Origin of the sequence: Streptomyces sp. NPDC057950, assembly GCF_042887295.1 — a bacterium.
Classification (GTDB): domain Bacteria; phylum Actinomycetota; class Actinomycetes; order Streptomycetales; family Streptomycetaceae; genus Streptomyces; species Streptomyces kaempferi.
Genome location: NZ_JBHVPP010000016.1, coordinates 35,763 through 48,449, shown reverse-complemented (window position 1 = coordinate 48,449; position 12,687 = coordinate 35,763). Strand labels below are relative to the sequence as shown.

General features: G+C 71.5%; 12 protein-coding genes and 1 riboswitch. Of the genes, 5 read left to right on the top strand and 7 right to left on the bottom strand.

What is annotated here, in order from left to right:
- The first annotated feature begins 1 nt into the window (after nucleotide 1).
- Together meaB and metE are read left to right on the top strand one after the other, a co-directional pair.
- Nucleotides 2–988: a methylmalonyl Co-A mutase-associated GTPase MeaB gene (gene meaB, locus ACFVTC_RS25440; RefSeq protein WP_390130634.1), complete on the top strand. Its 987-nt coding sequence runs from the start codon at nucleotides 2–4 to the stop codon at nucleotides 986–988.
- 230 nt (nucleotides 989–1,218) lie between these two features.
- A riboswitch (cobalamin riboswitch) is annotated at nucleotides 1,219–1,369 on the top strand.
- 183 nt (nucleotides 1,370–1,552) lie between these two features.
- Nucleotides 1,553–3,877, top strand: coding sequence for a 5-methyltetrahydropteroyltriglutamate--homocysteine S-methyltransferase (metE, locus tag ACFVTC_RS25435; protein ID WP_390130632.1), 2,325 nt, complete (start codon nucleotides 1,553–1,555; stop codon nucleotides 3,875–3,877).
- 98 nt (nucleotides 3,878–3,975) lie between these two features.
- Here metE and ACFVTC_RS25430 read toward each other — a convergent pair whose 3' ends face one another.
- From ACFVTC_RS25430 to ACFVTC_RS25420, 3 genes are read right to left on the bottom strand one after another with little or no spacing between them, the layout of a single operon-like run.
- The gene (locus tag ACFVTC_RS25430) at nucleotides 3,976–4,533 is read right to left on the bottom strand and encodes a cysteine hydrolase family protein (protein ID WP_390130630.1); all 558 of its coding nucleotides are present in this window, start codon (nucleotides 4,531–4,533) and stop codon (nucleotides 3,976–3,978) included.
- Nucleotides 4,534–4,576: 43 nt separating this feature from the next.
- A complete protein-coding gene (locus ACFVTC_RS25425) occupies nucleotides 4,577–6,007 on the bottom strand; it encodes an MFS transporter (protein ID WP_390130628.1) in 1,431 nt (476 codons plus the stop codon).
- A gap of 19 nt (nucleotides 6,008–6,026) precedes the next feature.
- Nucleotides 6,027–6,473: a MarR family winged helix-turn-helix transcriptional regulator gene (locus tag ACFVTC_RS25420; RefSeq protein ID WP_390130626.1), complete on the bottom strand. Its 447-nt coding sequence runs from the start codon at nucleotides 6,471–6,473 to the stop codon at nucleotides 6,027–6,029.
- A 101-nt stretch (nucleotides 6,474–6,574) separates the two neighbouring features.
- Here ACFVTC_RS25420 and ACFVTC_RS25415 point away from each other — a divergent pair, with 101 nt between their 5' ends.
- Nucleotides 6,575–6,769 (top strand): DUF6480 family protein, encoded by a 195-nt coding sequence (locus tag ACFVTC_RS25415; RefSeq protein WP_390130624.1) that lies wholly within the window; start codon nucleotides 6,575–6,577, stop codon nucleotides 6,767–6,769.
- 206 nt (nucleotides 6,770–6,975) lie between these two features.
- Nucleotides 6,976–7,407 carry an ATP-binding protein gene (locus ACFVTC_RS25410; protein ID WP_390130622.1) on the top strand — a complete coding sequence of 144 codons (432 nt, stop codon included), beginning with the start codon at nucleotides 6,976–6,978 and terminating at the stop codon, nucleotides 7,405–7,407.
- A 108-nt stretch (nucleotides 7,408–7,515) separates the two neighbouring features.
- Here the strand turns inward: ACFVTC_RS25410 and ACFVTC_RS25405 are convergent, their stop codons facing one another.
- Nucleotides 7,516–7,983, bottom strand: a complete 468-nt coding sequence (locus tag ACFVTC_RS25405; RefSeq protein WP_390130620.1) for a winged helix-turn-helix transcriptional regulator — start codon at nucleotides 7,981–7,983, stop codon at nucleotides 7,516–7,518.
- A 91-nt stretch (nucleotides 7,984–8,074) separates the two neighbouring features.
- Between ACFVTC_RS25405 and ACFVTC_RS25400 the strand changes: the two genes are divergently transcribed.
- Nucleotides 8,075–8,569 carry a PaaI family thioesterase gene (locus ACFVTC_RS25400; RefSeq protein WP_390130618.1) on the top strand — a complete coding sequence of 165 codons (495 nt, stop codon included), beginning with the start codon at nucleotides 8,075–8,077 and terminating at the stop codon, nucleotides 8,567–8,569.
- Between the two features lie 525 nt (nucleotides 8,570–9,094).
- Here the strand turns inward: ACFVTC_RS25400 and ACFVTC_RS25395 are convergent.
- The 3 genes from ACFVTC_RS25395 to ACFVTC_RS25385 all read right to left on the bottom strand — a co-directional run bounded on the left by ACFVTC_RS25395 (nucleotide 9,095) and on the right by ACFVTC_RS25385 (nucleotide 12,570).
- Nucleotides 9,095–9,298, bottom strand: a complete 204-nt coding sequence (locus ACFVTC_RS25395) for a cold-shock protein (protein WP_148009846.1) — start codon at nucleotides 9,296–9,298, stop codon at nucleotides 9,095–9,097.
- A gap of 442 nt (nucleotides 9,299–9,740) precedes the next feature.
- Complete coding sequence (locus ACFVTC_RS25390; protein ID WP_390130616.1) at nucleotides 9,741–10,520, bottom strand: carbonic anhydrase; 780 nt, start codon at nucleotides 10,518–10,520, stop codon at nucleotides 9,741–9,743.
- Between the two features lie 352 nt (nucleotides 10,521–10,872).
- Entirely contained in the window at nucleotides 10,873–12,570 is a 1,698-nt protein-coding gene (locus ACFVTC_RS25385) for a SpoIIE family protein phosphatase (protein WP_390130614.1), read from the bottom strand.
- Nucleotides 12,571–12,687: the final 117 nt, after the last annotated feature.

Here is a 12,687-nt window from a genome sequence, read left to right as displayed (position 1 = left end):
CATGGCGATCGACCTCGACTCCTATGTGAAGGGCGTACTCGACGGGAAGCGTGCGTACATCGCGCGGGCCATCACTCTCGTCGAGTCGACCCGGGCCGATCACCGGTCCCTCGGGCAGGACCTGCTGACCCAGTTGCTGCCCCACGGCGGCAACGCCCGGCGCATCGGCATCACCGGGGTGCCGGGTGTGGGCAAGTCGACCTTCATCGACGCGCTCGGCACGATGCTCACCTCGCTCGGGCACCGGGTCGCGGTGCTCGCCGTCGACCCCTCGTCGACCCGTACGGGCGGTTCGATCCTGGGTGACAAAACCCGTATGGAGCGCCTGGCGGTGGACCCCGCCGCTTTCGTCCGCCCCTCCCCCACCGCGGGCACCCTCGGCGGCGTGGCGAAGGCGACACGGGAGTCGATGGTGGTGATGGAGGCGGCGGGCTACGACGTGATCCTGGTGGAGACGGTGGGCGTCGGCCAGTCCGAGACCGCCGTGGCGAACATGGTCGACTCCTTCCTGCTGCTCACGCTGGCCCGCACCGGCGACCAGTTGCAGGGCATCAAGAAGGGGGTCCTGGAGCTCGCGGACGTGATCACCGTCAACAAGGCGGACGGCCCGCACGAGCGGGACGCGCGTTCCGCGGCACGGGAGTTGGCGGGCGCCCTTCGTCTGATGCACCCGGTGGACGCGGCGTGGACGCCCCCCGTGCTGAGTTGCAGCGCGCGCGAGTCGACCGGCCTGGAAGCCGTCTGGGAGCGCCTCGAACAGCACCGCGTCCTGCTGGACTCGACCGGCCGCCTCGCCGCCAAGCGCCGCGACCAGCAGGTCGACTGGACCTGGACGATGGTGCGCGACGAGCTCCTCGGCCGGCTGCACGCGGATCCGGCGGTACGAGCCCTCACGCCCGCCCTCGAACAGCAGGTGCGGGACGGGGAGTTGACGGCCACGCTGGCGGCGGAACGCATCCTGGGCGTGTTCGGCGGCACGCAACGCTGACGCGTCAGGGCAGTCCGCCCGTCCACGACGGGACGCGGCACCGTGTTGGTGAGACGGACACGGTGCGCGCCCGCGCCGCCCCAGGAACACGCGCCGCCGAGCCCTGGGCGACCGCGGCCGGTGTCCCATGTCACCGTCAGCGATGTGAGCCGCTCCCGCCACGGGACCGCCTCGCCCCCTAGGGTGGCCTGTGCAGCTGGTTCGCCCCGTCCGCCAGGCGGGATGCGTCGTAAGAGGGAACCCGGTGGGAATCCGGGACTGCCCCGCAGCGGTGAGTGGGAACGACCGCCGTCATACGCACTGGGCCCGACCGGGTCCGGGAAGCGACGGCCAGTAGGTGGATGCCCTTCGGGGAAGCCGCGCCCGCGAGTCCGAAGACCTGCCCGTTGCCCGCACGCGACCGTTCGCGCGCGGACATCCCGGTGACCTCGTGGGCGGGTCGGCGTACATACCGGCGGACGACCGCGCCTCGTGGCGCGGGCGGGATCCGCCCGGTTCGTCACCCCTTCGCGTCCGCGTCCCGTCGCCGGGATCCCGACGAGACATCTCGCGAAGGAGATTTCCGTGACAGCCAAGCCCGCAGCCGCGGCAGCACGAGCCACCGTGTACGGCTACCCCCGCCAAGGTCCGGACCGTGAACTGAAGAAGGCGATCGAGGGCTACTGGAAGGGCCGGACCACCGCCGGCGCCCTCCGGGAGACCGCCGCCGGTCTGCGCCGGTCGAACTGGCGGCACCTGACGGAATCCGGCGTCCACGAGGTGCCCACCGGCGACTTCTCGTACTACGACCACGTCCTCGACACCAGTGTCATGGTCGGCGCCGTCCCCGAGCGGCACCGCAAGGCCGTCGAAGCCGACCCGCTCGACGGGTACTTCGCGATGGCGCGCGGCACCCAGGACGTGGCGCCGCTGGAGATGACCAAATGGTTCGACACCAACTACCACTATCTGGTCCCTGAGTTGGGTCCGGACACGGTGTTCAGGACCGACTCCGCCCACCAGGTAGGGCACCTCAGGGAGGCGATCGCCCTCGGTCACACGGCCCGGCCCGTCCTCGTCGGTCCGGTCACCTACCTCCTGCTGGCCAAGCCGGCGCCCGGTGTCGCCGCGGACTTCGAACCGCTGACCCTGCTGGACCGGCTGCTGCCCGTCTACGCCGAGGTGCTCGCCGACCTGCGCGCGGCGGGGGCCGACTGGGTGCAGCTCGACGAGCCCGCTCTGGTCCAGGACCGCACCCCCGCCGAACTCGGCGCCGCCGAGCGTGCCTACCGCGACCTCGGCGCGCTGACCGACCGGCCGAAGCTGCTGCTCGCCTCGTACTTCGACCGGCTCGGCGACGCCCTGCCCGTACTGGCCAAGGCCCCGGTGGACGGCCTCGCGATGGACTTCACCGGCGCGGCCGCCGCCAACCTCGACGCCCTGGCCGCCGTCGGCGGCCTGCCCGGAAAGCGTCTGGTGGCCGGCGTGGTCGACGGCCGCAACATCTGGGTCAACGACCTGGAGAGGTCCCTCGGCACACTCGCCACCCTGCTCGGGCTCGCCGACCGGGTGGACGTCTCCGCCTCGTGCTCGCTCCTGCACGTACCGCTCGACGCTTCCGCCGAACGGGACATCGACCCGCAGATCCTGCGCTGGCTCGCCTTCGCCCGCCAGAAAGCGACCGAGATCGCCACCCTCGCCAAGGGCCTCGCCCGGGGCACCGACACCATCGCCGCCGAACTGGCCGCCAACCGGGCCGACCTCACCCTCCGGGCGGCCTCCGCGATCACCCACGACCCGGCGGTCCGCGCCCGCGCCGCCGCCGTCACGGCCACCGACGCCCGCCGCTCCCAGCCGTACACCGAGCGGGCCGCCGCCCAGCGTGCGCATCTGGGCCTCCCCCTCCTGCCGACCACCACCATCGGTTCCTTCCCGCAGACCGCCGAACTGCGCGCCGCACGGGCCGATCTGCGCACCGGTCGGATCGACGTCGCCGGGTACGAGGAGCGCGTCAGGGCCGAGATCGGCGAGGTGATCTCCTTCCAGGAGAGGACCGGCATCGACGTCCTGGTTCACGGCGAGGCCGAACGCAACGACATGGTGCAGTACTTCGCCGAACAGCTCACGGGTTACCTCGCCACGCAGCACGGGTGGGTCCAGTCGTACGGCACCCGCTACGTCCGCCCGCCGATCCTGGCCGGCGACATCTCACGGCCCGAACCGATGACGGTGCGCTGGACCACGTACGCCCGGTCGCTCACCACCAAGCCGGTCAAGGGCATGCTCACGGGACCGGTCACCATGCTCGCCTGGTCCTTCGTCCGCGACGACCAGCCCCTCGGCGACACCGCCCGCCAGGTGGCGCTCGCCCTCCGCGACGAGGTCGACGACCTGGAGAGCGCGGGTACATCGGTCATCCAGGTCGACGAGCCCGCGCTGCGCGAGACACTGCCCCTGCGCGCCGCCGACCGCCCCGCCTATCTGGAGTGGGCCACCGAGGCGTTCCGGCTCAGCACCGGCGGCGTACGCCCGGACACCCAGATCCACACCCACATGTGCTACGCCGAGTTCGGTGACATCGTGCGGGCCATCGACGACCTCGACGCCGACGTCATCAGCCTGGAGGCCGCCCGCTCCCACATGCAGGTCGCCCGCGAACTCGGCGCCCACGGCTACCCGCGCGAGGCCGGACCCGGGGTGTACGACATCCACTCACCGCGCGTACCGAGTGCCCACGAAGCCGCGGAACTGCTGCGCGAGGGGCTCGAGGCCATTCCCGCCGAACGGCTGTGGGTCAACCCCGACTGTGGCCTGAAGACCCGCGGCTGGCCGGAAGTGCGGTCCGCACTGGAGAACCTGGTGACGGCGGCCCGCGAGGTCCGAAGCGGCCTGGAGCCGACGGCCTCCTGACGCCGGCGTGGCCGGGGCGGACCACCCACTCGGTCCGCCCCGGCCGTCCGCCGCGCCCGCGGTCCTTCGCCGACGCTCATGGGGGCTCACCAACCTTTTCACGAACCGGCGTCGAGGGTGCGGGCCCACTCCTCGACGGTGGTGACCTCGCCGCGCCGGGTGAGGACGTCGTTCACGAGGGTGTGGTGAACCGCGCTGTCGAGGTCGGCGCAGGCGTCGGACAGGACGGTGAGCTTGTAGTCGAGGTCGGCTGCCTGCAGGGCCGTGGACAGGACGACGCCGCCGGTGCCGATGCCGGCCAGGACCAGGTGCTCGATGTCCTGGGCGGCCAGGATCTGCTGGAGGTTGTTCCCGGCGAAGGCGCTGACGCGGTTCTTGTGGACGACGATCTCGCCCTCCGCCGGGGCCACATCGGGGTGGATGGCGGCACCGGGGTCGTCGGCGGTGAAGACATGGGGCGGGAGGGAGCCGAAGACCTTGTTGCGGGGGTGGGCGTCGATGTGGCCTGGGCGCAGTCGGAGCGCGACGTGGATGACGGGGACGCCCGCGGCGCGCGCCGTGCCGAGTGCTTCCACGGCGTGCGGGAGGTAGTCGGCGGGCAGTTGGGCGAGGTGGTCGAGCTGGAGGTCCATCACGAGGAGGGCGGTGCGGGGCATGGTCTGCGCTTTCGTCCGGGTGTGCGGGAAGCCGCGGGACGGTCTATGACGCCTGTGACCCCTCTGCCGAGGTGTCCCTGTCCGTGGCACGGCCGAGTGTGCGGTCGAAGACCGTCAGGAGGAGGTAGAGCACGCCCGCGCCGAGCATGACCCAGGCGAGGTGGTGCATGCCTCCGGTGTCCGCGCGCCGCCCGAAGGAGGCGGCCGCCGTGGCGGACGCGACCATCGAGCCGACGTAGGCGAAGGTGCGCAGCAGGCCGGCCGAGGAGGCGGTCCGCTCGGGATCGGCCTGAAAGTAGACGGAGTTCTGCAGGGCCAGGCTGTTCAGCCCCTGCGGGACGCCGAAGATCAGGGCGACGAGGATCAGCGACCACACGGGGCTGTCCCCGCTGAGTGTCAGCATCACCAGACAGGCGACGACCTGCCCCAGCCCGCCGACGAGCAGTTTCCCGCGCACGCCCGTGCGCCGTCCGGAGGCGATCGAGACACCGATGGCCACCAGGAACATGGGAATCTGCGCCAGCCCGGCATGGACGGGCGAGAGCCCGAAGCCCTCCTCCGTCCACTGGGTGAACCCGTAGAGGAAGGCGTAGGAGACGATGTAGGCGACCAGCGCGCGTCCGTAGGTCGCCAGCAGTGGGGTGTTGCCGCCCAGCACCCTCAGATCGATGAACGGGGTGGGGGCCCGTAGCTCCCGCGCCGCGAACGCGGCGCTCGCGGCGATGGCGGCCACCAGCAGGTACCAGTCGCGCAGGTGCAGGTTCATCAGGAAGAGCAGCAGCGCGAGGAGCGTCACGGCGAACAGTGCCATGCCGGGCAGATCGAGCCGGGCCGCGAGGTGCCCGCGCTGCGGGGAGTCCCCGCCGGCGGGCTCCTTGGGCAGCCGGAGCAGCCCCAGCAGCACGGCCGCCACGGCCAGCGGCACGTTGAGCGCGAAGGTGGCGCGCCAGCCGCCCAGACCGATCAGGAGGCCGCCCAGCGGCGGGCCGATCACGGCGATGGTCTGGTTGGTGACGGCCAGGGCGGTCAGTACCCCGCCGGGGCTGTCCCGCCCGGTGCGCCTGGCCTCGCTGCGCAGCAGAGCCATCGCGGCTGGATACCCGGCGCACGTGCCGAACCCGAGCAGGACCCGCGAGGCGATCAGCACCCCCAGGTTCGGTGCCAGGGTGCCGACGACACCGGCGACCCCGACAAGACTCGTACTGACGAGGAAGAGCCGGCGCGGCCCGAAGACGTCGATGAGCCGGCCGACCACGGGCTGCCCGAGAGCGGTGGCCAGGTAGAGGGCGGAGACCAGCCACGCGGTCTGCGAGGGTGGTGCGCCCAGGGCGTCGCCGATGGGTATGAGCGAGACGGCGATGATCGTCGAGTTGACCGGGTTCAGGACGGAACCCAGCATCATCGGCGGCAGCAGCCGCCGGTCGAAGCCCGCCGTCGCCGTCGTGCCCCGCTCCGCTGTCTTCCGTTCAGTCATGGGTGAGGCTGTCTTCCGTTCAGTCATGGGTGAGGCGCTCCAGTACCGTCATGGCGGCCATCACGGTCCGTCGTTCCTCCTCCGTGCACCTCTCCTGCAGCCGGCCGGCAAGCCATTCCTGCCGGACCTGTCGCCCTTCCTCGACCCGTCGGTGCCCCTCCTCGGTCAGCGCGATCAGCAGACGGCGCCGGTCGTCGGGGTCGGGATGCCGTTCCACCAGTCCCAAGGCGGTCAGCGACGCGATCGTCGTCGTCATCGACTGGTGGCGTACGCCCTCGGCCGCGGCGAGCTCACTGGCCGTGACGCCCGGCCTGCCGGACAGGTGCGTGAGAACGGACGCCTGTCCCAGAGTGATGTCCTCGGCTTCCGCGGCGTTCAGGATGCGGCGGCGCAGGCGGCTGATGACCGTACGGACCTGTCGCGAGGCCTGAACCGCGGACGGCGACGGGCGCGGGGTCTCCTTCATGCGTTGCACGGTTTCATGCGTTCACCGTAGGACCCGCAGCTTGAGTTGTACAGTTTCAGCTGTATATCTCGGAGTGCTGAGATGCGGCGGCGTCCCCGGGGGTGGAGAGTGGGAACATGTCACAGCCATTGGTGCCACCGGGCGAAACCCCTCCGGTCGAGGGTTCGATCGCCGAGGCACATCAGGAACGGCCGGACGGCGGGATCTGGGAGCACCCCCTGTGGTGGCTCGGCCTGATCGTCATCGGGGCGATCATCGTGGCGGCCTATTTCGCCGCCCGCATCATCGGCTACTGAGGTCACCGGGACCCGCTCCGGGTTCCGGAGTGCGCGCGGGGCACACGGCACCCTCGCTTCCGCTCGCTGCCCATTCCCTCACCCGGGTCGACCTCGGGTGCGGACGGCTTCGCGAGGCTCGGCCGCACGTGGGTGACGCCGCTCCCTGAGGCATCCGCTCCTCCCTTGGCGCCAAGAGCGCCGGAGGCCCACAAGGGATGCGCATCATGATGACATCTGATGAACCTGACGGTTTCGTCTGCGACCCGGCCCTCGGTACGAGCGCCGCACGCCAGAACGTGCGCAGCTGTCTCAGCCGGTGGCACGTCGAAGGGCTCGCCGACGACGCCGTGCTGGTGCTCAGCGAACTGCTGTCCAACGCCCTGCGCCACGGCGCGCCGCCCGTCCGGGTGTCCGTGACCCTTCGGCGCACACGCCATGACGGCCCCACCGTGCACATCGAGGTCGCCGACGCGGGCCACACCCTCAACTGTGGTGTCTCAGGCTCCCGTTGGGGACACCCCACCTGCACGATGGACGAGAACGGGAGGGGCCTGTGTCTCGTCGACGCGCTCTCCAGCCGCTGGGGTGACGAACCGACAGCACAGGGGCACACGGTCTGGGCCGATCTCGCCTGCGACGCCGGAGGAGCCACGTGATCCCGCGGAGCCGCTCTCCTCGTCGTCAGGGTCGCGAAGGACGGCGGCGCGTGACGGGTCGTCGGGCCGGGCGGACCCCGGGCACGCCCGGCACCCGACATCACTCATTCAGGCACGGGGTCGCGCGCTCGGGCCGGCCAGGACCGTGACGTCCGCCGGGGTGAGCGCGACGTGTTCGTCGGCGCACTCCACCACGACCCGCACCGGTGCCGCGCACTCACTGTGCCGGATGTCGAGGACCGGGCCCTCCGGGTCCGCGACATACGCCTCGCCCCACTGTCGGAGCGCCACCAGGACGGGCCACAGGTCCCGGCCCTTGCGGGTCAGGCGGTATTCGTGACGCGTACGGCTGCCCGCTTCCCGGTACGGCTCGGTCCGCAGGATCCCGGCCGCCACCAGCTTGCGGAGCCGGCCGGCCAACACCGCCTCCGAAAGCCCCACATGACGGCGGAAGTCGTCGAATCGCCGGACGCCGTTGAAGGCGTCGCGCAGGATCAGCAGGGTCCACTTCTCGCCCACCACGTCGAGTGTGCGCTGGACCGTGCAGTTCTCCGTGCTCACTTCGAGCCACTCCATCCCCGCATCATAGGCATGCTGGCTTCGTCATTGACAGTCAGCTGCGGGCCCGGCTAGCTTCGATTTACGCAGTCAGATGAGGAGTACAGGCATGGGCCGGTCACGTACGTACGAGTGGGAAGACCCCTCGGTCTCCGCTTCCGAGGTCGGACGGACCAGCGGGCTCGAGTTCCTGCGCGCGATGATCGCCGGCCGGCTGCCCGGTCCTCCCATCGGTGCGACGATCGGGATCGTGCTCGAAGAGGTCGAACACGGGCACGCGGTGTTCTCGCTGGAGCCCGGCGAGGAGCACTACAACCCCATCGGGAGCGTTCACGGCGGGGTCTACGCGACCCTGCTGGACTCCGCGGCGGGGTGCGCCGTCCAGACGACGCTTCCGCCGGGCATGGCCTACACCTCACTCGACCTGACCGTGAAGTTCCTGCGCCCGATCACGGTGGACACCGGCAAGGTCCGCGCCGTGGGCACCGTCCTGAACGGCGGCCGCCGCACGGCACTGGCCCAAGCCGAGCTGTACGACTCCGCCGACCGACTGCTCGCCCACGCCACCAGCAGCTGCCTGCTGCTCCCGGCGCCTACGGCCTGAGCCGTACGGCGCGTCGGGGGCTGTCTTCGCCGTACCCCCCAGGAAACAGCGAGGTCGTCGTCCTGAGGTCCTCGTGGACCGTCTCGGCACGGCTCCGGCGTGAGGTTCCGCTCAGGGCGCGAGACGCGCTCCGGCCGGGGGCGATCAGGCGCAGGGTGGCCGCCGGCCACGCACTGAGGATCTGGGCGCACGGGTCCTTGCGTTCACGGCTTCGGCCCTCGCTCCAGCACGCGCGGGGGCTCGCTCCGCTGCGGCCCGGATTCCGCCGCACCACGGCACGCGACGGGTTGGCGGCCGCTCGGAGGCCGGTTTCACCGCGGCCGGGTAGCCGCTTTCACCGAGGCCCGGAATCGGCTCGCCGATGCCGGAAATGGGTGCGCAGGCGGGCAGTCCCGGGCCCTGCGGCGGACCCGGCGCGTATCACGCCGTTCGGCCCCGCCTTCGCCCGTGAGCACCCGCCTCAGGGACCGCCCGTGCCTGCGGAGTCTGCGCTCCGCAGGCACGGGCGTATCGCCCTGCCGTAGGTCAGGCGGGGGTGATGTTCTCGGCCTGCGGGCCCTTCTGGCCCTGGGTCACGTCGAACGTGACGGCCTGGCCCTCCTGGAGCTCACGGAAGCCACTCGAGTTGATGTTCGAGTAGTGCGCGAAGACGTCGGGGCCGCCGCCGTCCTGCGCGATGAAACCGAAGCCCTTTTCCGAGTTGAACCACTTCACGGTTCCGGTGGCCATGTCAATGCCTCTCAGTCGATTTCGGATCCGCACCGCGCGGATCCGGAGGTGATCGCCCTGGTCCTCAGGCACTGCACAGCAAAAAGCCCGCACCGGAGCGCGGGCAGGTACTGCGAACCACGACATCTGCGAGCGACGCTACACGGCGAATCCGCGTACCACCAGAGAGCAACGGCCATCAGGAAAGAGAGCCGCCCCACCTCGGCGCAGCAAAAGCCCGCAGTTCGGGCCCTTTCACACCGGGGGGTGACGGCCGAACGATGGGTGACACGGGCGTCCGCGCGGGGCGCCACGGGCCGCCCGCCACCCGTCCCGCACGCCCGGCCGGGTGAAAGGGGCCGGGCCGGGCCGCGCGCCCGGCCGGGTGAAAGGGGCCGGGCCGGGCCGCGCGCGTTCTCGTTCTCCCGGCGATCCACGGCGGGTCGGCCGCCACCCGAGCGGTTCAGGAGGGTGCGCCGGTCAGGACCTCCACCTTGCCGGTGTCGAGCGAGTAGTAGGCGCCGACCACGGCGAGGGAGCCCTTCGCCACGAGCGGCGCGAGGTCCTTGTTGGTGCGCAGGCCGTCCGCGGTCAGCTTCACCTGGGCGCGGGCCATGGTCTCGACCGGGTCGGAACCGCCCTCCCGGGCCGTCCGGTCGTACGCCGGACGCAGCGCCTCGACGATCGCCTGCAGATGACCGGGCAGAGGTTTGCTGTCGCGAATGGACTTGTAGGCCGCCTCGACCGCTCCGCACCGTTGATGTCCGAGGACCACGATGAGCGGAGTGCCGCTGGTCATGGGTCCGTATTCGACCGAACCGGTGACCACCGGGCCGATCGCCTCCCCGCCCGTGCGCATCACGTAGAGGTCGCCCAGTCCGGTGTCGAAGAGCAGTTCGGGCGGCACCCGGGAGTCGATGCACGAGAGGACCGACCCGAACGGCACCTGTTCCTGGGCGACGAGTTCTCGCCGGTCGGGGTCCCGGTCGGGGTGCTCGAGGTCTCCGCTCACCCAGCGCTTGTTACCGTCCATGAGTCTCGCGAAGGCCGCCGCGGGAGTCTTCGGCCGCGGTACCGGCGACGCGCCGCTCGCCGACGCGGTGCCGGCCGCCGGCGAAGTCCCGGCCGCCGACACCACGGCCTCCCTGGGGGAGCACCCGGCGACCGCGGCCGCCGCGACCGCGAATCCGCCGGCCAGAAGCACTCTGCGTGCCGGTCGTTCCGGACGTCCGGTTCTGTCCATCGTCTTTCCCCTCGCCGCCACTCGGACACGTCTGCGCGTCCTGACCAGGGCGATTGTTCAGCGCGGCGCGCGTACCCCGGCGACAGGCGCAAGCGGGCGAGGGCCGCATTGCCACCAACGGCCCACACATCCGGGCCGGACCGCGACTCGGCCACCTCCTGCCGATGTCGCGGATCGCACGGGACGCACCGCACCGCCACGCCGACGCGATCCGGCTCTTCGCCGGCCCGCGCGCATGACGCCGCCCGAGCACGGACCGCCGGTTTCCCTCCCCGCTCGCCGCCGCCGTGGTGGTCCGGCTCCATCGCGTCGACCCGGACCGGCCGCCGCGGTCGAGCGTCGTCCGGCCCGATCAGGCGTCGTCCGGCGCGACCGGGTCACCAGGGTGCCGGTTGGCGCCGTCGGGACCTGTCCGGGCCAGCAGCAAGGTGGTGTCGTCGGACAGTGAGGGGGTGCGGCGGGCGGCGAAAGCCCTGTCGCACAGCTCTTCCAGGGGCAGCCTCGGGTGGGCCAGCGCGGCGGCCAGGCGACATATCCCCAACCCGATGTCCTCGGTCGGGAATTCGACCAGTCCGTCGGTGTACAGGGCGATCAGACTGCCGTCGGGGATCTCGATCCGGACGGATTCGAAGTGCCCCAGACCCAGGCCGATCGGGACTCCGGAGGGAATCTCGGTGACGGTCGCCTCGCCGGTGGGGCCGACGACGACGGGTGGAAGGTGTCCGGCCGCGGCGATGTCGGCGTGCCGTTCGGCCGGGTCGTAGACGATGTAGAGACAGGTCGCGCCCACGCCGGAGACGGTGGCGCCCGGGGAGTCCGCGTCCTCCTGCGTCAGGTGGCCGACCGTGCGGTCCAGGCTCGTCAGCAGCTCGACGGGTGGCAGGTCCAGGTCCGCGAGCGTGCGCAACGCGGTGCGGAGCCGGCCCATCGCGGCCGCCGCCTGGATGCCGTGGCCGACCACGTCGCCGACGACCAGGGCCACCCGGTCACGGGGCAGCGCTATCACGTCGTACCAGTCGCCTCCCACACCGTGGTCCAGGTCGGCGGGGAGATAGCGCGAGGTCACCTCCAGGGCCGGCCCGCCGGACAGGCGGGACGGCAGGAGGTTGCGCTGCAGGGCCAGGGCCGCGGTGTGTTCGCGGGTGTAACGATGAGCGTTGTCGAGGCTCAGCGCGGCACGGTCGACGAGTTCCTCCGCGAGGACCAGATCGTCCTGCTCGAACGGGGCGGGATTGTCCGTCCGCACGAAGACGGCGACACCGAGTGCGACGCCCCTCGCCTGGATGGGCACCATCATCACGGTGTGCATGTCGGTCCTGCGGATGACCCGGGTCCGCTGCGGATCGCACCGCAGCCAGGTGCCGAGGGACTTCCGCAGCATCGGCTCGATGTAGGACCTCCCCGTGGTCAGCACCTGGGTGAAGGGTGAGGCCGGCGGGACGAAGACGGGCTCACCGCGGTCCCACAGCGCCTCCGGGATGCCTTCGTGGATCGACGCCACCCCCGCCCGGCGGAAGACGGGAATGCGTCCGGCGTCCCTTCCCAGCCGCGCCAAGGGCTCCTCACCGAGGGAGACGGACTCCGCCAGATCCACGGTGACGTAGTCGGCCAACCGCGGGACGGCGAAATCGGCCAGTTCCTGCCCGGTCTGCATGACGTCGAGCGTGGTGCCGATCCGGGTGCTGGCCTCGCTCAGCAGGGCGAGGCGTTCGCTCGCGAGCCGTCGGCGCGCGTCGGGATGAGGATCGAACGCGGCCAGCCATCGGGGCGCGCCGTCCCGTGCGGCCAGGCGGGAGATATGCAGTTCCCCTTCCAGCAGGTGCCCGCGGCGGTGACGCAGCCGGGCCGCGCAGGTGGGTGCCAGCAGGTCCGCGAACGGCCGGCCGATCACCTCCTCGGCCGCGTAACCCAGCAGAAGTTGGGCACCCATGGTCCAGCCCGCGACGCGCCCGTCCGCGTCGATGACCGCCGCCGCCATGCCCTCCGCCTCGACGCGCCCACCCCACGGTCCCTCCGGCCGGCCGGCCGCGGCTCCCTCGTCGGTGGTCATGACTGTCTCCCGGTGAGCGGACCGGTCACTGCCCCGGCGGTGCCGAGCCAGCAACTGCCGTGATGATCACCGGGACGCGGAGACCGTGAAACCGAACTCGGCGCCGTGTACGGGTTC